The organism is Variovorax beijingensis (assembly GCF_007828835.1).
Lineage (GTDB): Bacteria > Pseudomonadota > Gammaproteobacteria > Burkholderiales > Burkholderiaceae_C > Variovorax > Variovorax beijingensis_A.
In genome coordinates, this window is record NZ_VIVL01000001.1 from 267277 (window position 1) to 288356 (window position 21080).

Below are 21080 nucleotides of genomic sequence, written 5' to 3' on the forward strand. Positions count from 1 at the left end.
TTGCGCTCCGGGTTGAGATCGCCGCACTCTACGCGCGCTCGCCCAAGGGCGCAAAATGCGTTTTTTTCCTTCCCCGCGGAGAACCCGATGAACGCCCCCCTGCACCGCGAAATGCCCACCGGCCTGCTCGATGCCGAGCGTGCCCTGTCCGACGTCACCGCCCAGTGGGATGGCGACATCCTCAAGCAACTCACCGACTACATCGCGATTCCCGCCAAGTCGCCCGGCTTCGACAAGGACTGGTCGGCCCACGGCTACCTTGAAACCGTGCTGCGCAATGCGGCGGCCTGGGTCGAGGCGCAGAAGGTCGAGGGGCTGAAGCTCGAGATCGTGCGCCTCGAAGGCCGTACGCCGGTGCTGTTCTTCGAAGTGCCGGCCACCGGCACTGACATGGGCGAGACCGTGCTGATGTACGGCCACCTCGACAAGCAACCCGAATTCACCGGCTGGCGCAACGACCTCGGCCCCTGGACGCCCAAGTACGAGAACGGCCTGCTCTACGGCCGCGGCGGCGCCGACGACGGCTATGCGGTCTACGCCAGCATTGCCGCGCTGCAGGCGCTCAAGAACCAGGGCGCGGCGCATCCGCGCATCGTCGGGCTGATCGAGACCTGCGAGGAAAGCGGCTCCTACGACCTGCTGCCGTATGTCGACGCATTGCGTCCGCGGCTGGGCAATGTCGAACTGGTGATCTGCCTCGACTCCGGCGCCGGCAACTACGATCAGCTGTGGCTCACCACCTCGCTGCGCGGCATGGCCAGCGGCACGCTCAAGGTCGAGGTGCTGACCGAAGGCATCCACTCGGGCGATGCGTCGGGTCTCGTGCCCTCGAGCTTCCGCATCATGCGGCAGGTGCTCGACCGCCTCGAGGACAGCGCCACCGGCCGCCTGCTGCCCGCGAGCTTCCACTGCGAAGTGCCGGCCGACCGCCTGGCGCAGGCCAGGGCCACCGCGGCGATCCTGGGCGACGAGGTCTACAAGCGTTTCCCGTGGGCGCACTACGACTGCGGCGGCTCGACCGTGTTCGCGCTGCCGACCACCACCGATCCGGTCGAGGCGCTGCTCAACCGCACCTGGAAGCCCACGCTCTCGGTGACCGGCGCCGAGGGTTTTCCGGCGCTGAAGGACGCGGGCAACGTGCTGCGCCCCTACACCGCGTTCAAGCTGTCGCTGCGCCTGCCGCCGCTGGTCGATGCGGCCGAAGCGGTGCAGCAGCTGAAGACGCTGCTCGAGGACAACGCGCCCTACCAGGCACGCGTGACCTTCGAAAGCGGCGGCGGCGCCACCGGCTGGAATGCGCCGACGATCACGCCGTGGTTCGAGGATGCGCTCAACAAGGCCTCGCGGGCGCATTTCGGCGCATCCTGCGGCTACATCGGCCAGGGCGGCACCATTCCGCTGATGAACATGCTGAGCGCCGGCTTCCCCAAGGCGCAGATGATGGTCTGCGGCGTGCTGGGTCCGAAGAGCAATGCCCATGGCCCCAATGAATTCCTGCACGTGCCCTACGCCAAGAAGCTCACGGCTGCGGTGGCCGAGGTGATTGCGGCGCTGCCGGCCGCGCACCGCGCCGCGGCTGCGGAGCCGGCGGCCGCTTGAGCCCGGCGGCGGCGCAGCTGCTGCCTTTGCCGCAGCGGGTTTCGCTGCCCACGCCGGACGGCGAAACACTGCTGCTGCGCCGCCTTCCGGCGGCCGGCGCATCGCGCGGCGTCGTCGTGCTGGTGCATGGGCTCGGCGAGCATGCCGGGCGCTATCACCCACTTGCGGCGCGCCTGCACGCATGGGGCTTCGCAGTGTGGGCCCATGACCATCATGGCCACGGCGGATCGTCCGGTGCGCGCGGCGTGCTGCCCGGCGAACTGCGGCTGGTCGAAGACCTCGCGCTGGTTATCGACGATGCGCGGCGCGAGAACCCCGGCTTGCCGCTGCTGCTGCTCGGCCACAGCCTGGGCGGGCTGGTCGCGGCCAGCCTGGTGGCGCGCGGTGTGCGGCCGGTCGACGGGCTGGTGCTGTCCTCGCCAGGGCTCGACCCGGGCCTGAACTGGTTCCAGAAGGCGCTGCTCGCGGTGCTGCCGCGCATTGCGCCCGGGCTGCGCGTCGGCAACGGCCTGGACGACAACTTTCTTTCGCACGACCGGGCGGTGGTGCAGGCCTACCGCGACGATCCGCTCACGCACGACCGCATCGGCAGCCGGCTCGCTCGCTTTCTGGCGCACGAAGGGGCGATAGTGCAGCAGGCGGCGGCGCACTGGCCGGTGCCGACCCTGCTGCTGTATGCAGGCGACGACCGCCTGGTGGCGCCGGCCGCCAGCCGGGCCTTCGCGGCTGCCGCCGCGCCCGGCGGCATGGTCGAAGCGCAGTGCTTCGAATCGATGTACCACGAGATATTCAACGAGCTCGAGGCTGAACCCGTGTTCGCCGCGCTGCAGCGCTGGCTCGGCAAGCGCTTTCCGCCGGACTGAAGAAGGAGGAAGCGCTTCAGGCGCTCGCGGCCGCAGCCGCGCGCCGGCGCGTCTGCGCGAGCCAGAGCAGTGCCGCGCCCGTGAGCGCCACCGGCACCAGCGAGCCGTAGTTCAGCAGCTGCCAGCCCTGCGTCGTGACCAGCACGCCCGAGGCGAATGAAGTCAGCGCGAGCGTCGCGAACACGCAGAAATTGAGTGCGCCCTGCGCCCGGTCGCGCTCTTCCGCGGTGTAGGCCGTGAGCGAGAGCGTGGTGCTGCCCGTGAACAGGAAATTCCATCCCACGCCCAGCAGGCACAGGGCCACGAGGAAGTGCTGCAGCGTCACGCCCGACAGCGCAACGGCGATGCAGCCAAAGTTCAGCGCGAGCCCCACGCCCATCACCGGCAGCGCGCCGAAGCGGCGGATCAGGTGGCCGGTGAAGAAGCCCGGCGCGAACATGCCGATCACATGCCATTCGAGCACCAGCGCGGCGTCGGAAAAAGGCAGGCTGCAGATTTGCATGGCAATGGGCGTGGCGGCCATCAGCAGGTTCATCACGCCAAAGCCCAGCGCGCCCGCCGCGGCCGCCACAATGAACACCGGCTGGCGCATGATCTGAGACAGCGGCCGCCCGCCCAGCGCCTGCTGGCGCGTGAGCGTGGCGGGAAACTCGATGAAGCGCATGACCACCATCGACACCAGCGCCACCGCCGCCAGCGCGATGTAGGCGCCCGCGAACGGCACCGCGAACGCTTCGCGCGTGGCGGCCGCGAGGTTGGGCCCCGCCACCGCGCCGATCAAGCCGCCGGCCATCACCAGCGACACCGCCTTCTCGCGCCAGGCCGGGGCCGCGAGTTCGGCGGCCGCGAAGCGATAGAGGTTGGCGTTGGCGTTGTAGTAGCCCGCCACCAGCGTGGCCAGGCACAGGAGCCAGAAGTTCTTCGAGATGGCCGCGAAGGCGCACAGCAAGGCCGAGCCCAGCCCCACCGCCAGCCCGATCTGGAACGACCCGCGCCGCCCGAAGTGCTGCTGCGTGCGCGCCACCAGCCCGGTGGTGAGCGCCCCGCCCACCACATAGCCCATGACCGGCAGCGTGGCCATCCAGCCGCGCGGCGCGATGCCCAGGCCGACCAGCCCGTTGATGGCAATGAAGGTGACGTTGTTGGTCAGGAATAGGCCCTGGCAGATGGCGAGCAGCCAGAGGTTGCGGTTCATGGAGAAATGGCGGCGAAGGCGTGTTGCGGCATGGAAGGCTGCGGTTCTACGCGAATCGCCCTGGATGCGCCAGCCGAAATGCGGCAGGCAAAAAAAAAGCGCCCTCGCGGGCGCCGGAATTTCCGATGAGCAAACAGTTCGCTCAAGGCTGCCTGTTCTGCAGCAGGCTGCCGAGCGTACCCAGCAGGTCGTTCGGGTTGTCCAGGCCCTGCTCCGGCACCTTGCCGTGCGGCGTGAGCTGGTCGATCAGGGCCGGCAGCATGGTGGCCAGCATGGGCAGCAGCGTTTGCGCATTGATGCCAAGCTTGGAGGCGATGCTGGCGATGGTGTCGCTGCCCAGCGCGTTCTCCAACTGGCCGCCGGACACGGGCTGGTTTTCGCCCTTGCCGATCCAGGAGCCGATCACGTCGCCCATGCCGGCCTGCTCGAATTTCGAGACCAGGCCTCCAAGGCCACCCGTGCCGCCGTTGTTGGCGAGCAGGCCGCCCAGCGCGCCAGCGAGGCCTCCCAGGTCTCCCAGCCCGCCGATGCCGCCGCCTTGCGGCTGCTGCTGTTGGGCGGCGCCCCCGAGAACCTGGCCGAGTACCGAATCGAGCATTCCCATGGACGTTTCCTTGGTGTGTGACAGAACCGCTGGCATTTTCCCAGCGCGAGGGGCCCCGGGCGAGCAAGCTTGTTTACTTTTAAGCCCGCAGCGTGACAAATTACCTGGGACGCGGTGCGCGTTTCGGCAGCAATGCGGGGCTTACCCCTTGCACGCCGACCAGACCCAGCACTGTCACCAGCGAATTCTGCGCGCCTTTCCAGGCATCTGTCACGTCGATCGATTCGCTCAGGGCATGGAAGCCGGTCGACTTTCCGCCGCCGCCGATGATGATGGCCGGGATGCCGTACGACATCGGCACGTTGGCGTCGGTGCTGCCGCCGCGCAGCAGCGTCTTGTGGCCGAAGGCGGTGTTCGAGCGGACGGCCGCCTCCACGATCACCGAATCGGACGGCGTGCGCCCGCCCGGCCGGTCGCCGATCAGCTTGTTGCTGGCGCTCAGCGTCGCCACGTTCCAGCGCTTGTTCTCCTCGGCCACCGCTTCGTCGATGGCCGCGAGGATCTTCTTTTCGGTTTCCAGCAGCGACGCCATGTCGTCCGAGCGGATGTCGATGGCCATGCGGGCATCGGGCGCAATGGTGTTCACCGAGGTGCCGCCGCCCACGGTGCCGACGGTGAAGGTGGTCTTGGGAAAGCTGGGCGTGCGGACTTCGGCGATCTTGGCAATGGCGCGGCCCATGCCGTGGATGGCGCTGGGCACCTGGCCGAACGCGGCAAAGCTGTGGCCCCCCGGTCCCTTGAACGTGACTTCATAGCGATGGCTCGCCGTGCCCAGGACCAGCACGTTGCCGTCGGGTGAAGGCTCCAGCCCCACCATGCCGTCGATGTCGAGATGGTCGCGGAAGATGGCCTTCATGCCGCGCAGGTTGCCCAGCTCTTCCTCGCCGACATTGGCGACGAAGAGCAGGTCGCCCACGGTCTGGATCTTGTTGTCGTTGAGCACCTTGAGCCACGACAGCAGCACCGACAGGCCGCGCGTATCGTCCGCGATGCCGGGCGCGTGGAGCTTGCCCTCATGCTCCTTCACCTTCACGTCGGTGCCGGCGGGGAACACGGTGTCCAGGTGGGCCGACACCAGAAGCTTGGGGCCGTTTCCGGTGCCCTTGCGCAGGCCGATCACGTTGCCTTCGGCATCGATCCTCGCGTCGGCGAGCCCGAGCGCCTTCATGCGTGCCAGGAAGGCTTCGGCGCGCTTGCTTTCCTTGAACGGCGGCGCTTCGATCTCGGTCAGCATCTTGAGGTCTTCGACCGAGCGCTCATGGTCGGCCTTGACCGCGTCGAGCAGCTTCTGGATCGCGGGCGCCGCCATCAGCTGGGTGAAGGTCTTGTCCACCTCGGGCGTGACCTGTGCCGGCGTGGGCGCCACGGCGGTGTTCTGGGCCTGCGCGCCGTGGACGGCGCAGAGCATGGCCAGCATAAGGGGAGCGAGCCGGAGGGCGCGGGGCGAACGAGGCATGGCGTGGAGATCCTTTTCTTGTGATGGGGAGTGGGTGTGGCAAGCCTTCGCGGAAAGCATTCCTCAAGGGGCGGCGAGCAATACCAGCGCGGCGAGTGCTGCGGTTTCGGCGCGCAGCACGCGTGGCCCGAGCGTGACCGGCGCAAAGCCGCATGCCAGCGCTTCCTGTTCCTCGGCGCTGCTCAGGCCGCCCTCGGGTCCGCTCAGCACCAGCACGCTGCCGCCGGCCGGCGCCGAGGCGGTGGCATCGGCCAGGCCCCGCGTGCCTTGGGCGAGGCTCAGGACAAGGCGCAGCGTGGCGGCGCCCGCATTTGCGTCGGTCCATGCCGAGGGGCTCGAGAACGGCCGCACCGGATGGATCCGCGGCACGCGGTTGCGGCCGCATTGCTCGCAGGCGGCAATGGCAATCGCTTCCCAATGCGTCCTCTTCTTCTCGGCGCGCTCGCCCGAGAGCCGCAGCACGCCGTGGGCCGTGGCCAGCGGCTGGATGCTCGCGACGCCCAGTTCGGTGGCTTTCTCGACCAGCCAGTCCATGCGCTCGTTGGCGGGCATGCCGACGGCCAGGTGCACCGCGCGCATGGCTTCGCGCTCGGCCGGCGCATGGGCGCCGATCGCCACCGACACATCGCTGCGCCCCATGCGCTCCACGGTTGCCGCGTATTCGCCGCCCGAGCCGTCGAACAAGGTGAGCGCGTCCCCGGGCTGCATGCGCAGCACCTGCACGTGGCGCGCGGGACCGGGAGGCAGCTCGAGCGTGGCACCCGCGGTCAAAGGCACCGGGCAGTGGAAGCGGGGCATCTAGAGCCCTAAACCCTGCCGTAGGCGAAGCCGGTCAGCGCCGACGTGCCTTCGATCTCGTCGATCACCCGCAGCAGCGGCGTGAGTTCCATGTAGCGGCTGGCGGTGGAGCGGATGTAGGCGATGAAGCGCGGCGTGTCCGCCAGGTAGCGCGGCTTGCCGTCGCGCAGCGTCAGGCGGGCGAAGATGCCGGCCACCTTGAGGTGGCGCTGCAGTCCCATCCATTCGACCGAGCGGTAGAACGCGCCGAAATCGGCATCGACCGGCAGCTTGGCCTTGCGCGCCGCTTCCCAGTACCGGATGGTGACGTCGAGCACGAACTCTTCGTCCCAGCTCAGGAAGGCGTCGCGCATCAGGCTCGCGATGTCGTAGGTGATGGGGCCGTAGACCGCGTCCTGGAAGTCGAGCACGCCCAAATCGGCATCGTTGCGGACCATCAGGTTGCGCGGCATGAAGTCGCGGTGCACGTAGACGCTCGGCGAGGCCAGGTTGTTCTCGACGATGAGCCTGAAGCTGCGTTCCAGCCGCTCCTTGAGCTGGCCTTCGACGGCAATGCCGCGGTGGCGCCCGATGTACCACTCGGGAAAAAGCGCCAGTTCGCGCTCGAGCAAGGCGCGGTCGTAGGGCGGCAGCACGTCCGGCCTGGAAGCCAGCTGCCAGCGGATCAGCGCATCGATCGCCTGGTCGTAGAGCGGACGGCTGGCGTCGGGCCGGGCCGGGTCGATCACGTCGAGCATGGTTTCGCGGCCCAGGTCGTCGAGCAGCAGGAAGCCGTGGGTCCGGTCCCACTCGAGCACCTGCGGCGCGGTCACGCCGGCCTCGGCCATCAGGCGGGCAACCTGCACGAAGGGCTCGCTGTTCTCCTTGTCGGGCGGCGCATCCATCACGATGCGGCTGGCGGCGCTCCCCGTGGCGTCGATGCGGAAGTAGCGGCGAAAGCTCGCATCGGCGGAGGCAAGGCGCACCGTCTCGGGCAGCAGGCCGTGCGCGGCGCCGATGCCGGCCAGCCAGTTCTGGAACGCCGCGGCCCGCTGCGGATCTGTCCAGAGAATGGCCGTGGCGGAGGGGATGGGCTCGGAGGCCGGGAGCGGGGGTGCTGTCATGGATAATCGATTCTACAAATCCGCCTGGCGCGGCAACTCCTGCGGTCCTCCCTGGTCGAACAGAGTTGCCGCCGGCTCCTGCAACCTGCCGGCCTGCCGCGCCGTCCTCCCGACGATCCTTCGTTCCTGACCGATGCCTACGATCCAAAGCCCCCACGCTTGGCACCCTGTGCACTCGCAGCCTTCCTCGGGAAGACTGCGGACCTCCGCCGGAACGATGCGGCGGGAGGCCTGATGAGGCGGCGCGTTGCCTTGCGGCGTTCCGGACCGCCCCTGCCATTGGCCGTGCTGTCGCTGGCGCTGCTGCACGCGCACGGCGCCTCGGCCCAGCCGGCCGGAGGCCTCGATGGCCCGCTCACGCTCAAGCGCACGCCGCAGCTGACTGAATCGCTGCCGCCCGCCGAGCGCAGCCAGTTGCCCAGCCTGATCACCGGTGACCGCCTGTCGGGCCGCCAGGACCTCGAAACCGTGGTCGAAGGCCATGCCACGCTGCGTCGCGGCGAAGTCGCCATCACCGCCGACCGGCTCGAGTACTACCAGCCCGACGACCGCGCCAAGGCGCGCGGCAATGTGCGCGTCAACCAGGCCGGCAACGTGTACGAAGGCCCCGAGCTCGAGCTCAAGCTCGAGACCTTCGAAGGCTTCTTCAACAACGTGCGCTACTCCTTCCTTGCCACCGGCGGGCATGGCGAGGCGCAGCGCATCGATTTCGTCGACAGCAACGTGTCGGTGGCCCGCACCGCCACGTACACCACCTGCCGCCGCGAGGATTTCCCGGGCTGGATGCCGGCCTGGCTGCTGTCCGCGGCCACGCTGACCACCGACACCGAGGAAAACGTCGGCGTGGCCACCGACGCGCGGCTGAGCTTCATGGGCATCAGCACGCCGCCGATCCCGAGCGTGAGCTTTCCGCTGTCGAACGAGCGCAAGAGCGGCCTGCTGCCGCCCACGATCGGCGTCGACAACACCAACGGCATCGAGATCTCGCAGCCGTACTACTGGAACATCGCGCCCAACCGCGACGCCACGTTCACGCCCACACTGATGAGCAAGCGCGGCCTCAACCTGGGTTCGGAATTCCGCTACCTCGAGAAGGAATACAGCGGCAGCATCCGGCTGGACCTGATGGGCAGCGACCGCCTCGTGGGCCAGCGCTACAACGAAACGCGCGCCGCGCAGCTGCAGCAGCTCGCCAACGGCGAAATCCAGGCCTCGGCCCTGAGCTTCGGCGCGCCGCCCAGCAGCAAGCGCTGGGGCATCTGGGCCAATCACCACCAGGATTTCAATGCCAAGGCGCTGGGGCTCGATTCGCTCTCGGCCAGCATCAACATCAACCGGGTCAGCGACAACGACTACTGGCGCGACTTCACGCGCACGCCCACGCTGGCACAGCGCCAGCTGTCGAACGACGCCTCGCTCAACTGGAGCAAGGGCGACTGGAACGGTGGCATCCGTGCGCTGCGCTACCAGACGTTGCAATACAGCCTGTCGCCGATCGTTCCGTCCTATGACCGGATGCCGCAGATCACGGCCAACTACAACAAGTACGACTGGCACGGCTTCGACGTTTCGCTGAACCTGGACTACACGCGCTTTCGCGTCAACACCATCCTGGCCGGCCAGCCCGGCTTCGACATCAACCAGCAGTCGCAGCCCGACGGCGACCGCGCCCTGGCCATTGCCACCATCAGCCGGCCGTTCATCACACCGAGCTCCTTCGTCATCCCGAAGCTGCAGCTGAACACGGCTTCGTACAACTACTACCTGCCGCAGTCGGACGTTCCCAGGCTCACCGTGAACGGAACCCAGTACGTCAACGGCGTGCCCTACAACCCGAATTCGCTGTATTTCTTCCCGACCTCGAGCAACCGGACGGTGCCGACCTTCAGCCTCGACAGCGGCCTGATCTTCGAGCGCGACGCCAACTACTTCGGCCGTGCCTTCCGTCAGACGCTGGAGCCGCGCGCCTACTACGTCTACACGCCGTTCCGCAACCAGAGCATGCTGCCGAACTACGATTCGGCGGCCAACGATTTCAGCTTCGCGACCATCTACACCGAGAACGCCTTCTCGGGCAACGACCGCATTTCCGACACCAACACGCTCACGCTCGGCGTCACCTCGCGCCTGATCGACCCCGACACCGGCGTCGAGGCGGCGCGCTTCGGCGTTGCGCAGCGGCTGCGCTTCAGCGACCAGAGGGTCACGCTGCCGGGCGGCACGCCGGTGACCGACCGCGCGAGCGACCTGCTGCTGGGCGCCCAGATCAACTGGACGCCCAAGTGGAGCCTGGACACGGTCGTCCAGTACAACCCCGACACGCGCAAGTCGGAGCGCTCGGCCATCACCGCGCGCTACAACCCGGGTCCGTACCGCAACCTGAGCGCGGCCTTCCGCTACCAGGCGCCCACCACCCCCCTCGCCACCGACGGCAACAAGTCCTTCGACGTGGGCTGGCAGTGGCCGCTCAACGACCTGTGGGGCGACAAGGGCAAGGACCTCGGCCCGGGCAAGGGCCAGGGCGGCGGGCGCTGGTACGCGGTCGGCCGGCTCAACTACAGCCTGCAGGACAAGAAACTCACCGACGGCGTGCTCGGCTTCGAGTACGACGGCTGCTGCTGGATCGGACGCGTGGTGCTGCAGCGCATCACGACCGGCACGGTGACGGCCAACACGCGCATCATGTTCCAGCTCGAATTCGTCGGGTTCTCCAGCATCGGGTCGAGCCCGATGCAGACCTTGCGGACCAACATCCAGCGCTACCAGCCCCTTCGCCAGCCCACCGAAGGGCCGAGCCGCTTCACCAATTACGACTGAGACGATTGAGCAACGCCATGAAACACATCCGTTCCATCCTGACCCTGGGCTGCCTAGCGGCACTGGCCGCGGCCTCGGGCGCACAAGGCCTGCATCCCGGTGGCGGCAGCGGCATCACCGACATCATGCGCGCCGGTCCCCGGCTGGCGCCGCCGGCGCCGCGCACCGCGCCTTCCACCGCCGCGCCGGTGCAGCGCTCGGCCGAATACATCGTCGCACTGGTCAATTCCGAGCCCATCACCAACACCGAGGTGCAGTCGCGCGTCACGCGCCTCATCCGGGAAAATGCCGAGGCCGAGCGCGTGCCGCGCGCCGAACTCACGCGCCTGGTACTCGAGCGCCTGATCTCGGAGCGCGCGCAGCTCCAGCTGGCCAAGGAAAACGGCATCAAGGTGGACGACGTCGCCATCGACCAGGCCGAGCAGACCGTGGCGCGGCAGAACCAGATCAGCGTCGAGGAACTGCGCCGCCGCGTGGTGGCCGAAGGCATCTCGCAGCGCGAATTCCGCAACGACCTGCGCGACCAGCTGCTGCTCACGCGCCTGCGCGACCGCGAGGTCGAGTCCAAGGTCAAGATCAGCGACTCCGAGGCCGACGAATACCTGCGCGACCAGCGCAATGCCCCCACCAAGGATGCGGCACTGCAGAACATCAACCTTGCGCACCTCCTGGTCGCCGTGCCCGAGAACGCCACCGAAGCGCAGGTCGCCACCTTGCAGCAGCGGGCCCAGGGCCTCGCGCAGCGCGCCCGCGCGGGCGAAGACTTCGCCAAGCTGGTGCAGGAAAACTCCGATTCGCCGGACCGCGCCAACGGTGGCGCCGTCGGCATGCGCACCGCCGACCGCTATCCGTCGCTGTTCGTCGAAGCCACGCAGTCGACGCCGGTCAACGGCATTGCCGGCCCGATCCGTTCGGGTGCGGGCTTCCACGTGCTCAAGGTGCTGGCCAAGGCCCAGCTCGGCGCCGCCGACGCCACCGTCACCCAGACGCAGGTGCGCCACATCCTGCTGCTCAACGACCCCAAGCGCACCACCGCGCAGGCGGTTGCGCAGCTCGCGGAATTCAAGCGCCGCCTGCAGGCCGGCACGGCCGACTTTGCGGGCCTGGCGCGCGACAACTCGCAGGACGCGAGCGCCAAGGAAGGCGGCGACCTGGGCTGGTCGCGCCCGGGCCAGTTCGTGCCCGAGTTCGAGGAAGCCATGGACCGCCTGGCGCCGGGCCAGATCAGCGACCCCGTGGTGTCGCGTTTCGGCGTCCACCTGATCCAGGTGGTCGGCCGGCGCGAATCCAAGCTCACCCAGGCCGAGCAGCGCGAAGCCGCGCGGGCCGTGCTGCGCGAGCAGCGGGTCGATGAAGCCTTCAGCACCTGGGTGCAGGAAGTGCGCGCGCGCGCCTACGTCGAATACCGCGAGGCGCCCCAGTCCTGATGGCACACATCGCCAGGAAGCGGTTCGGGCAGCACTTCCTGTCCGACGGCGGCATCATCGATGCCATCGTGCAGGAGATCGCGCCGCAGCCTGGCGACGCCATGGTCGAAATCGGTCCGGGGCTGGCGGCGCTCACCCAGCCGCTGGTCGAGCGGCTCGGGCGCCTGACCGTCATCGAGCTCGACCGCGACCTGGCCAAGCGGCTGCGCGAGCATCCGCAGCTCGACGTCATCGAATCCGACGTGCTCAAGGTCGATTTCGCCGCGCTGGCCGCCAGGTTCGCGGCGCCGCTGCGCGTGGTCGGCAACCTGCCCTACAACATCTCCACGCCCATCCTGTTCCATCTGCTGGGCTTCGCGCACCTGATCGCCGACCAGCACTTCATGCTGCAGAAGGAAGTGATCGACCGCATGGTCGCGCGCCCCGCCACGTCGGACTACAGCCGCCTGAGCGTGATGCTTCAGTGGCGCTACCGGATGGAAAACGTGCTGTTCGTGCCGCCCGAGAGCTTCGATCCGCCGCCGCGCGTCGACAGCGCCGTGGTGCGCATGGCGCCGCTGGCCGAGCCGCCGGCCGTCGATGCCGCCCGCCTGGGCGAAATCGTGCAGGTCGCCTTCAGCCAGCGCCGCAAGATCATGCGCCACACCCTGGGCAAATGGCTGGACGCGCACGGCTTTGCAGGCGAATTCGACGCCCAGCGCCGCGCCGAGGAAGTGCCCGTGGCCGAATACGTCGCCCTGGCCCAGGCCGTTCCCCCCGAGCCCAAATAGAAAAGCCCGCCTTGGCAAAGGCGGGCTTTCGTTCGTGAACACCGCGGAACCGGCTACACGAAGTGAGCCGCTTCGGGGGTGGGCTTGTTCAGGCCGCCGCGAGCCAGTAGCCCGCGTTGAAGGGGCTGCTCATGCGCAATGCGAGCGGCGAGACGTCGACCAGTTTGTCGGTCGGCATCTTTTCGCCTTCGGGTTCCGTGCCGGCGGCCGCACTGGCGGTGCTGCCGTTGATTTCGATGCCATCGAGTGCTGCGCCGTTCGGCTGAGCCTCGTTCGCCCGTTCTGCTTGGCTGGTGTGTGCAGAACGGGCTACAGAAAAGAATAGAAGCAGCGGAACGGGACTTTCCGGTCTCCCCAGTAGTCGGAGGCATCGCGGAAGATGTCGAGCAGCTGCTCGCGCGCTTCCTTGTCGAACTTGGCGTTGGCCGGGATCTGCTCGAGCACGATCACGAAACCGGGCTGCGGGCCCGATTTATGCAACGGGTCGGTCATGCAGTCGTACAGCGCGTCGAAGTTCTTGCCGAAATGCGCCGGAAAGGTGAACTGCTGGGCGATCAGGTCCAGAACGTCCTGCTTGGTCTGGGCGTTCCCCAGATTGGCGTACAGGAAGTGCTGGCCCGCGGCGTTGGCGGCTTCCTGCAGGTCGTTCACGCGGAACGCACGAATCGACTGCACGATGTTCGGGCGTACGGCACGAAGGGATAGGGTCATCTCCGCTGGTCTTTCCATAGTCATCATCATTTCTTCGGGGCGCTTCGGGGCGCCGCTCAAGTCTTTGTCATCGCTCATGGTGCAATCCGTCTGAAACTCGCGTAGTGGTCTGCCGTGTACCAGCAGGCCTCGGGTGTGGTGCGCTGTTCTCCGCCGCAGACAATGCGCCGTGCACCGCGATCGCGCGAGCCGGGCGTTGCCACCGTGTACTCGCGGTAGTGACCGCGCCGCGCGGGCGGCAAAAGACGCTCGCGGTTGCCAAATACCGTGCCGTCCTTTTCGAATCGGAAGGGGCCGCCGTTCAGGATGGCTTCGTAGGTTCGCTGGCCCTGAACCGGCAGTTCGGACAGTGCAATCGATTCCTGGGCGGGCTTTCCGGTGCCGAACCATCCGCGGGCCTCGGCCCCCGTCGCCAACGCCGCCAGCATCAAGCCGGTGAGCGCAAACTTAGTGACAGAGGACGTGATCGAGGCGTAAGCCGCCATGGGGCACCACAAGAAAAGAGCGGGGTTCCGAATTGGCAGCCAACCCTGGGGTTAACCCGCAAATTCAAGCCCGCGAGTGTGCACCACGCTGGCGAAAATAGCAAGCGAGTGCCCAAAGTTTGAGCAGTCGCAAGGGGATCGAGTGGCGCTTTAAGTTGGCGGCCACTCTCGCCAAATGGCTTATCGCTCTGCGTTTGCGTCGGCGACTGTCAAGGCTGTCATGTTCACGATGCGCCGAACTGTTGCGCTGGCTGTGAGAATATGCACAGGTTTGGCGGCACCGAGCAGCACCGGGCCGATCGCGATATTTCCGCCGGCCGCGGTCTTGAGCAGGTTGTAGGAAATATTGGCCGCGTCGATGTTCGGGAAAACCAGCAGGTTGGCATCGCCCGCCAGTGCGCTGTGCGGCATGACGATCGCGCGCTGCTTGCTGTCGAGTGCCACGTCGCCGTGCATTTCGCCGTCCACTTCGAGCCAGGGCGCCTGCACGCGCAGCAGGTCGAGCGTCTTGCGCATCTTGACCGCGCTGGGCTCGTTGCTGGTGCCGAAGTTCGAATGCGACAGCAGCGCGGCCTTGGGCTTGAGGCCGAAGCGCATCATTTCCTCGGCCGCCATGGTCGTGATCTCGGCCAGTTCCTCGGGCGAGGGATCGTAGTTGACGTGGGTGTCGACCAGGAACACCTGGCGGTCGGGCAGCAGCAGGCCGTTCATGCAGGCATACACCGGCACGTCCTGCGGCGTGCTTTCGCAGCCGCCGGGGCGCTTGCCGATCACCTGGTCGATGTAGTGCAGGTGGATCAGCGTGGTGCCCCAGGTGCCGCAGATCATGCCGTCGACCTCGTCCTTGTGCAGCAGCATGGCGCCGATCAGCGTCAGGCGGCGGCGCATCTCGATCTTGGCGGTCTGCACCGTCTGGCCCTTGCGCTCGGTCATGCGGTGGTAGGTCTGCCAGAAGTCGCGGTAGCGGTGGTCCTGCTCGACGTTGACGATGTCGTAGTCGAGCTCTTCCTTCAGGCGCAGGCCGAACTTCTCGATGCGCTGCGCGATGATGGCCGGGCGGCCGATCAGCGTGGGGCGCGCAATGCCTTCGTCGACCACGATCTGGGCGGCGCGCAGCACGCGCTCTTCCTCGCCCTCGCAGTACGCCACGCGCTTCTTCTGCGCGCGCTTGGCGGCGTCGAAGATCGGCTTCATCGTGGTGCCCGAGGCGTAGACGAAGCTCTGCAGGCGGTCGCGATAGGCGTCCATGTCCTTGATCGGGCGCGAGGCCACGCCGCTTTCCTCGGCGGCCTTGGCCACCGCCGGCGCGATCTTCATCATGAGGCGCGGATCGAAGGGCTTCGGAATCAGGTATTCGGGCCCGAAAGTCAGCTTTTCGCCGACGTAGGCGGCGGCGACGCGCTCGCTCTGCTCGGCCTGGGCGAGATCGGCAATGGCGCGCACCGCGGCAATTTCCATCTCGTCGGTGATCGTGGTGGCGCCCGAATCGAGTGCGCCGCGGAAGATGTACGGGAAGCACAGGACGTTGTTGACCTGGTTCGGGTAGTCGGTGCGTCCGGTGGCCATGATCACGTCGGGACGCACTGCATGGGCGTCCTCGGGCGAGATTTCCGGGTTCGGATTGGCCAGCGCGAAGATCACCGGGCGCGGCGCCATCTTGGCCACCATGGCGGGCTTGAGCACGCCGCCGGCCGACAGGCCCAGGAACACGTCGGCGCCCTCGATCACCTCGGCCAGCGTGCGGGCCGTGGTTTTCTGCATGTACTGGCGCTTGTCGTCGTCCATGAGCTCCTCGCGGCCTTCGTAGACCACGCCGGCCAGGTCGGTCACGAACACGTTCTCGCGCTGGAGGCCCACCTTGAGCAGCAGGTTCAGGCAGGCCAGTGCCGCGGCGCCCGCGCCCGAGGTCACCAGCTTGACCTCGCTGATGTCCTTGCCCGCCACCTTGAGGCCGTTGAGCATGGCCGCGGCCACGGTGATGGCCGTGCCGTGCTGGTCGTCGTGGAACACGGGGATCTTCATGCGCTTGCGTAGCTCGCGCTCGACGTAGAAGCAGTCGGGGGCCTTGATGTCCTCGAGGTTGATGGCGCCGAAGGTGGGTTCCAGCGAGGCGATGATCTCGACCAGCTTGGCCGGGTCCTTCTCGTCGATCTCGATGTCGAACACGTCGACGCCGGCGAACTTCTTGAACAGCACGCCCTTGCCTTCCATCACCGGCTTGGATGCCAGCGCGCCGATGTCGCCAAGGCCGAGCACGGCGGTGCCGTTGGTGATCACCGCCACCAGGTTGCCGCGCGCCGTGTACTTGAAGGCGTTGGCCGGGTCCTTGACGATTTCCTCGCAGGGCGCGGCCACGCCGGGCGAATACGCCAGCGACAGGTCGCGCTGGTTGACCATCTGCTTGGTGGCGGCAATGGCAATCTTGCCCGGCACCGGAAGCTCGTGGTACTCGAGGGCGGCGCGCCGCAGTTCGGCGCGCTTGTCTTCGGGCGTGGGGGTCGATGGGATCGTCGAATCGGACATGGGCCGTTGCTCCTGGTGGCGCTTCTTCTGGGGGCGCCGATTGTAGACCTCGGCCCGGGGCGCCATAGGCCGCATGGCGGAGATCCACCCTGCCGAAAGCAGCAAGACCCGTCAAGGCGATGTGGCAATATGCGCAGTCCGGAAAAAAATTCGACGAGGAGCAGCCATGGCCCTGATGGATTTCATCAAGAAACAGTTCATCGACATCATCCAGTGGACCGAGACCGGCGACGGCACGCTGGCCTGGCGCTTCCCGATGGCGGAGATGGAAATCCAGAACGGTGCCTCGCTCACCGTGCGCGAGTCGCAGGTGGCGGTGTTCGTCAACGAAGGCCAGGTGGCCGACGTGTTCGGCCCGGGCATGTACAAGCTCACGACGCAGACGCTGCCCGTGCTCACGTACCTGAAGAACTGGGACAAGCTGTTCGAGTCCCCGTTCAAGAGCGACGTCTACTTCTTCAGCACGCGCCAGCAGGTCGACCAGAAGTGGGGCACGCCGCAGCCCATCACCATCCGCGACAAGGACTTCGGCGCCGTGCGCCTGCGCGCCTTCGGCAACTACAGCTTCCGCATCGGCGATGCCAAGCTGTTCCACACCGAGATCTCGGGCACGCGCGACGTCTACAGCGTGGCCGACCTCGACGGCCAGCTGCGCGGGCTGGTGCTGCAGAACATCAGCAATGCCATCGCGTCCAGCGGCGTGCCGTTTCTGGACCTTGCCGCCAACCAGATCCAGTTTGCCCAGGCGCTGGCCGCGCAGCTGGTGCCCGAGTTCGAGAAGATCGGCATCAAGCTCGAGAACATCACGGTCCAGAACGTCTCGCTGCCCGAAGAACTGCAGAAGATCCTCGACCAGAAGATCGGCATGGGCATGGTCGGCAACGACATGGGCAAGTTCATGCAGTACCAGACGGCGCAGGCGATCCCGAAGTTCGCCGAAGGCGCAGCGGGCGGCAGCGGTATCGCGGGCGATGCCATGGGCCTGGGCGCCGGCGTGGCGCTGGGCCAGGTGCTGGCGCAGAACCTCGCGCAGGGGCTGAGCCCGGGCGCGGCGGCCCAGGCCGCGGCGACCCAGCAGCAGCCGGCCGTGGCCGTGGTGAGCCCGGCCGACGTGATGACCACGCTCGAGAAGCTCGGCGAGCTCAAGACCAAGGGCATCCTCACGCAGGAAGAGTTCGACGCCAAGAAGGCGGAGCTGCTCAAGAAGTTGGTCTAACCCCCAGGCTTCGCGCACTTCGTGTCGCTACTCCCTCCCCCTTGCAGGGGGCAATGCCTGTGGCCCGGCGTAGCCGGTTCCACGGCATTCCCCGCAGCTGCATCCGCTGCCGTTTGCCATGGCTGAAGAAGGCGGCGCCCAGCGCGCCTACCGTGCGCCCTGCCCCGGCTGCGGCGCGCCGGTCGAATTCAGGTCCGCACAATCGGCCTTCGCCGTTTGCCCCTACTGCCAGAGCACCGTCGTGCGCCAGGGCGAGACGCTCGCGCGCATCGGCAAGATGGCGGAGCTGTTCGACGACTTCAGCCCGCTGCAGCTGTTTGCCGCGGGCCGCATCCAGAACCAGCCGTTCACCATCATCGGCCGGCTGCAATACAGCACCGCCGGCGGGCGCTGGACCGAGTGGATCGCCGCGCTCGACGGCGACCGCACCGGCATCCTGAGCGAGGACAACGGCGCCTACGTGTTCGCGCTGCCCTTCGAGCTGCAGCGCGCCGCGCCACCGCCGGGCGACCTGCGCGTGGGGGCCGCCAGCGCATTCAACGGCCAGAGCTACACCGTCTCGTCCAACGAGCAGGTGACGCTGCTGTCCGCCCAGGGCGAACTGCCGCACCTGCCCGAGCTGGGCCGCCCGTTCCCCATGGTCGAACTGCGCAGCGACAAGGGGCTGGTGCTCAGCATCGACTACGGCACCGAGCCGCCCGGCGCCTACCTGGGCCGCTCGGTACAGCTTGAGGACCTGCAGTTCACGGGCCTGCGCGACGAATCCGCCAAGGACGAAAAAGGCCGCGCCTTCAACTGCCCCAACTGCGGCGCGCCCGTCACGGTCAACCTGGCCGACAGCAAGAGCATCACCTGCGGCTCGTGCAACAGCATCATCGACGTGTCGCAGGGCATCGGCGGCGAGCTGAAGCACGCGGAGCAGAACGAACCCGTGCGCCCGCTCATCCCCATCGGCAGCACCGGCCAGCTGCAGGGCGCGCAGTGGCAGGTGGTGGGCTTCCAGCACCGCATGGGCGTGGAGCCCGGCGACGACGAGCACTTCGGCTGGAACGAATACCTGCTGTACAACAAGAAGCGCGGCTTCAGCTTCCTGGTGGACGCCGAGGACGGCTGGAGCATGGTCAAGCCGACCACCGGCGCGCCGGTCATGGCCGAGAACGGCAGCAGCGCTACCTACCTGGGCAAGCGCTATACGCAGCAGTACGCCTACAACGCCGAAACCACCTATGTGGCGGGCGAGTTCTACTGGCAGGTGGAGCGCGGCCAGAAAACCTTCAACCGCGATTTCGCCAGCGGCAACGCGCTGCTTTCGATGGAGCGCTCGGCCAACGAGCTGACCTGGTCCTCGGGCAGCAAGCTCGACAGCGGACTGGTGTCCGCCGCCTTCAAGCTCGACGACAAGAAGGACATGTTCGCGCGCGGCGATGCGCTGCCGGTCAGCGCCGCATCGGGCCTGGGCTGCGGCACCATCATCCTCATCGTGATCGTCATCATCGTGCTGCTGGTCATCCTGAGCACCTGCAGCGGTGGATCCTCCGGCGGGTCGCGCAGCTACGGCGGCTCCTATGGCGGCTATTCGAGCGGCGGCGGCCACAAATGAACAAGAGCAACATAGCTTCGCGCTGATGTCACCCACTACTGCAACTACGACTGGAGGTCCCCATGGGATTTGAATGGCTGAAACCGGGCGTGGTCCTCGGATCGCTCGTGTATGCGCTGCTCGGCGTGCTGATCTTCTGGCTCTGCTTCCTCATCATCGACAAGCTCACGCCCTATGACCTCTGGGGCGAAATCGTCGAGAAGCAGAACGTGGCGCTGGGCCTGGTGGTGGCCGCCATGAGCCTGGGCATCTGCGTCATCGTCGCCGCAGCCATCCATTGAGCGGGGAGGCGGCCGTGTCCGCGCATTCCGCCGATGCGCGCGGGCCGCAGCCGGTCGAGATCGCGCTGCTGGCCAGCGTGTTCGTGGTCGCGGCCTGCGGGCTGGTCTACGAGCTGACCGCGGCCGCGCTGAGCTCCTACCTGCTCGGCGACTCGGTGCTGCAGTTCAGCACCATCATCGGCACCTACCTGTTCGCGATGGGCGTGGGCTCGTGGCTCTCGCGCTTCTTCGAGCGCCAGCTGCCCGCGCACTTTTTGCGCATCGAGCTGCTCGTGGCGCTGGTCGGCGGCGCGCTGCCGGCCGTTCTCTTCCTCGCGAACGCCTACGTGCCCGGCGCGTTCCGCCTGCTGCTCTACGGGCTCGTGGTGGTGGTCGGCACGCTGGTGGGGCTCGAGATCCCGCTGGTGATGCGCATCCTCAAGCGCAACATCCAGCTCAAGAACCTGGTGTCGCAGGTGCTCACCTTCGACTACCTCGGCGCGCTGGCGGTGTCGGTGGCCTTTCCGCTCATCCTGGTGCCGCAGCTGGGCATGATCCGCACCGGCCTGCTGTTCGGCATCATGAATGCGGCCGTGGCCGTGTGGGCGCTGTGGCTGTTCCGCCATGAGCTGCGCCGCATCGGCGCGCATGCGCTGGCCTGCCTGCTGGCGCTGGCCGCGCTGGTCGGCGCCTTCGCCGGGGCCGGCCACATCACCACATTGGCCGAGGACAAGTTCTACCAGGACCGCATCGTGTTCAGCGCCACCTCGCCCTACCAGCGCATCGTGGTCACGCGCGGGCAGCTCGGGCACCGGCTGTTCCTGAACGGCAACCTGCAGTTCGCCGAGCGCGACGAGTACCGCTACCACGAGGCACTCGTCCATCCGGTGATGGCCGCGCAGGGCGCGCCGAAGAAAGTCGCGGTGCTCGGCGGCGGCGACGGCATGGCGGTGCGCGAGATCCTGAAATATCCCTCGGTCGAATCGGTCACGCTGGTGGAGCTCGATCCGAACATGACCCAGCTCTTCACCGCGCATGAAACGCTGGCGGCGCTCAACGGGCATTCGCTCTCGTCGCCGAAGGTGAAGGTCGTCAATACCGATGCGTTCCAGTGGCTGCAGCAGCCCGGGGACTTTTTCGACGTGATCGTGGTCGACTTCCCGGATCCCACCAACTTCGCGATCGGCAAGCTCTATACCAACAGCTTCTATGCGCTGCTCGAAAAGCGCCTTTCGGCGAGCGGCTACGCGGTGATCCAGACCACCTCGCCGCTGGTCGCGCGCAAGAGCTACTGGACCGTGGCGGCGACCATCGAATCGGTCGGCCTGCAGGCAACGCCCTACCACGCGCATGTGCCGAGCTTCGGCGAATGGGGCTACATCATCGCGAGCCGGCGGCCGTACCGCATGCCCGATGCGCTGCCTTCCGGGCTGCGCTTTCTCTCGCCCTCCACCCTGCCGCTGATGTTCGATTTTCCGCTCGACATGGCGCGCGTGCCGGCCGAAGTGAACCGGCTGTCGAACCAGACCCTTGTCACCACCTACGAGCAGGAGTGGGGCAAGGTGATCACGACGCACTGAATGATCTCCCCCAGCCTTCGCGCACTTCGTGTCGCTTCGCCCACCCCCTCGCCGGGGGCAACACCAGCGGCCC

At 67.4% G+C, this 21080-nt stretch carries 17 protein-coding genes; 9 read left to right on the top strand and 8 right to left on the bottom strand.

The window, feature by feature from the left end; genetic code table 11:
- Positions 1-87: 87 nt before the first annotated feature.
- Together FB547_RS01260 and FB547_RS01265 are read left to right on the top strand one after the other, a co-directional pair.
- The gene (locus FB547_RS01260; RefSeq protein ID WP_145738962.1) at positions 88-1599 is read left to right on the top strand and encodes a M20 family metallopeptidase; all 1512 of its coding nucleotides are present in this window, start codon (positions 88-90) and stop codon (positions 1597-1599) included.
- Positions 1596-2462: an alpha/beta hydrolase gene (locus FB547_RS01265; protein WP_145738964.1), complete on the top strand. Its 867-nt coding sequence runs from the start codon at positions 1596-1598 to the stop codon at positions 2460-2462. The genes FB547_RS01260 and FB547_RS01265 overlap by 4 nt, the downstream gene beginning before the upstream one ends.
- Positions 2463-2478: 16 nt before the next feature.
- Here the strand turns inward: FB547_RS01265 and FB547_RS01270 are convergent, their stop codons facing one another.
- The 5 genes from FB547_RS01270 to FB547_RS01290 form a co-directional block, all read right to left on the bottom strand.
- Positions 2479-3657, bottom strand: a complete 1179-nt coding sequence (locus FB547_RS01270) for an MFS transporter (RefSeq protein WP_145738966.1) — start codon at positions 3655-3657, stop codon at positions 2479-2481.
- Between the two features lie 142 nt (positions 3658-3799).
- Positions 3800-4261 (bottom strand): YidB family protein, encoded by a 462-nt coding sequence (locus tag FB547_RS01275; RefSeq protein WP_209500338.1) that lies wholly within the window; start codon positions 4259-4261, stop codon positions 3800-3802.
- A 100-nt stretch (positions 4262-4361) separates the two neighbouring features.
- Positions 4362-5717, bottom strand: a complete 1356-nt coding sequence (locus FB547_RS01280) for a M20/M25/M40 family metallo-hydrolase (RefSeq protein ID WP_145738970.1) — start codon at positions 5715-5717, stop codon at positions 4362-4364.
- Positions 5718-5780: 63 nt separating this feature from the next.
- The gene (locus tag FB547_RS01285) at positions 5781-6515 is read right to left on the bottom strand and encodes a 16S rRNA (uracil(1498)-N(3))-methyltransferase (protein WP_145738972.1); all 735 of its coding nucleotides are present in this window, start codon (positions 6513-6515) and stop codon (positions 5781-5783) included.
- A gap of 8 nt (positions 6516-6523) precedes the next feature.
- On the bottom strand, positions 6524-7618 hold the full coding sequence (locus FB547_RS01290) for an aminoglycoside phosphotransferase family protein (protein ID WP_145738974.1): 1095 nt from the start codon (positions 7616-7618) through the stop codon (positions 6524-6526).
- A gap of 234 nt (positions 7619-7852) precedes the next feature.
- Here FB547_RS01290 and FB547_RS01295 point away from each other — a divergent pair, with 234 nt between their 5' ends.
- Genes FB547_RS01295 through rsmA form a run of 3 tightly spaced genes read left to right on the top strand, consistent with a single transcriptional unit; the run spans position 7853 to position 12632 of the window.
- On the top strand, positions 7853-10435 hold the full coding sequence (locus FB547_RS01295; protein WP_145738976.1) for an LPS-assembly protein LptD: 2583 nt from the start codon (positions 7853-7855) through the stop codon (positions 10433-10435).
- A gap of 17 nt (positions 10436-10452) precedes the next feature.
- The gene (locus tag FB547_RS01300; protein ID WP_145738978.1) at positions 10453-11862 is read left to right on the top strand and encodes a peptidylprolyl isomerase; all 1410 of its coding nucleotides are present in this window, start codon (positions 10453-10455) and stop codon (positions 11860-11862) included.
- Entirely contained in the window at positions 11862-12632 is a 771-nt protein-coding gene (gene rsmA, locus FB547_RS01305; protein WP_145738980.1) for a 16S rRNA (adenine(1518)-N(6)/adenine(1519)-N(6))-dimethyltransferase RsmA, read from the top strand. Before FB547_RS01300 ends, rsmA begins: the two co-directional genes overlap by 1 nt.
- A 309-nt stretch (positions 12633-12941) precedes the next feature.
- On the opposite strand, the gene FB547_RS01310 is transcribed toward rsmA, so the two are convergent.
- The 3 genes from FB547_RS01310 to FB547_RS01320 all read right to left on the bottom strand — a co-directional run bounded on the left by FB547_RS01310 (position 12942) and on the right by FB547_RS01320 (position 16351).
- Positions 12942-13367 carry a barstar family protein gene (locus FB547_RS01310; protein WP_086012221.1) on the bottom strand — a complete coding sequence of 142 codons (426 nt, stop codon included), beginning with the start codon at positions 13365-13367 and terminating at the stop codon, positions 12942-12944.
- A gap of 50 nt (positions 13368-13417) precedes the next feature.
- A complete protein-coding gene (locus tag FB547_RS01315; RefSeq protein WP_145738982.1) occupies positions 13418-13828 on the bottom strand; it encodes a ribonuclease domain-containing protein in 411 nt (136 codons plus the stop codon).
- 180 nt (positions 13829-14008) lie between these two features.
- Positions 14009-16351 carry an NADP-dependent malic enzyme gene (locus FB547_RS01320; protein WP_145738984.1) on the bottom strand — a complete coding sequence of 781 codons (2343 nt, stop codon included), beginning with the start codon at positions 16349-16351 and terminating at the stop codon, positions 14009-14011.
- Between the two features lie 166 nt (positions 16352-16517).
- Here FB547_RS01320 and FB547_RS01325 point away from each other — a divergent pair, with 166 nt between their 5' ends.
- The 4 genes from FB547_RS01325 (at position 16518) to FB547_RS01340 (ending at position 21007) form a co-directional block, all read left to right on the top strand.
- Positions 16518-17567, top strand: a complete 1050-nt coding sequence (locus FB547_RS01325; protein ID WP_145738985.1) for an SPFH domain-containing protein — start codon at positions 16518-16520, stop codon at positions 17565-17567.
- A gap of 118 nt (positions 17568-17685) precedes the next feature.
- Entirely contained in the window at positions 17686-19167 is a 1482-nt protein-coding gene (locus tag FB547_RS01330) for a DUF4178 domain-containing protein (RefSeq protein ID WP_145738987.1), read from the top strand.
- A 62-nt stretch (positions 19168-19229) separates the two neighbouring features.
- Positions 19230-19448: a DUF350 domain-containing protein gene (locus tag FB547_RS01335; protein ID WP_015868006.1), complete on the top strand. Its 219-nt coding sequence runs from the start codon at positions 19230-19232 to the stop codon at positions 19446-19448.
- Between the two features lie 14 nt (positions 19449-19462).
- Positions 19463-21007, top strand: a complete 1545-nt coding sequence (locus tag FB547_RS01340; protein WP_145738989.1) for a polyamine aminopropyltransferase — start codon at positions 19463-19465, stop codon at positions 21005-21007.
- The last annotated feature ends 73 nt before the right edge of the window (positions 21008-21080 follow it).

What these genes read in the sequence shown, in the direction of transcription:
- FB547_RS01260 (WP_145738962.1), top strand. Translation starts at nt 88, where the DNA reads ATGAACGCCCCCCTGCACCGCGAAATGCCCACCGGCCTGCTCGATGCC.
- FB547_RS01270 (WP_145738966.1), bottom strand. Translation starts at nt 3,657, where the DNA reads ATGAACCGCAACCTCTGGCTGCTCGCCATCTGCCAGGGCCTATTCCTG.
- FB547_RS01275 (WP_209500338.1), bottom strand. Translation starts at nt 4,261, where the DNA reads ATGGGAATGCTCGATTCGGTACTCGGCCAGGTTCTCGGGGGCGCCGCC.
- FB547_RS01280 (WP_145738970.1), bottom strand. Translation starts at nt 5,717, where the DNA reads ATGCCTCGTTCGCCCCGCGCCCTCCGGCTCGCTCCCCTTATGCTGGCC.
- FB547_RS01285 (WP_145738972.1), bottom strand. Translation starts at nt 6,515, where the DNA reads ATGCCCCGCTTCCACTGCCCGGTGCCTTTGACCGCGGGTGCCACGCTC.
- FB547_RS01290 (WP_145738974.1), bottom strand. Translation starts at nt 7,618, where the DNA reads ATGACAGCACCCCCGCTCCCGGCCTCCGAGCCCATCCCCTCCGCCACG.
- FB547_RS01295 (WP_145738976.1), top strand. Translation starts at nt 7,853, where the DNA reads ATGAGGCGGCGCGTTGCCTTGCGGCGTTCCGGACCGCCCCTGCCATTG.
- FB547_RS01300 (WP_145738978.1), top strand. Translation starts at nt 10,453, where the DNA reads ATGAAACACATCCGTTCCATCCTGACCCTGGGCTGCCTAGCGGCACTG.
- rsmA (WP_145738980.1), top strand. Translation starts at nt 11,862, where the DNA reads ATGGCACACATCGCCAGGAAGCGGTTCGGGCAGCACTTCCTGTCCGAC.
- FB547_RS01310 (WP_086012221.1), bottom strand. Translation starts at nt 13,367, where the DNA reads ATGACTATGGAAAGACCAGCGGAGATGACCCTATCCCTTCGTGCCGTA.
- FB547_RS01315 (WP_145738982.1), bottom strand. Translation starts at nt 13,828, where the DNA reads ATGGCGGCTTACGCCTCGATCACGTCCTCTGTCACTAAGTTTGCGCTC.
- FB547_RS01320 (WP_145738984.1), bottom strand. Translation starts at nt 16,351, where the DNA reads ATGTCCGATTCGACGATCCCATCGACCCCCACGCCCGAAGACAAGCGC.
- FB547_RS01325 (WP_145738985.1), top strand. Translation starts at nt 16,518, where the DNA reads ATGGCCCTGATGGATTTCATCAAGAAACAGTTCATCGACATCATCCAG.
- FB547_RS01330 (WP_145738987.1), top strand. Translation starts at nt 17,686, where the DNA reads ATGGCTGAAGAAGGCGGCGCCCAGCGCGCCTACCGTGCGCCCTGCCCC.
- FB547_RS01335 (WP_015868006.1), top strand. Translation starts at nt 19,230, where the DNA reads ATGGGATTTGAATGGCTGAAACCGGGCGTGGTCCTCGGATCGCTCGTG.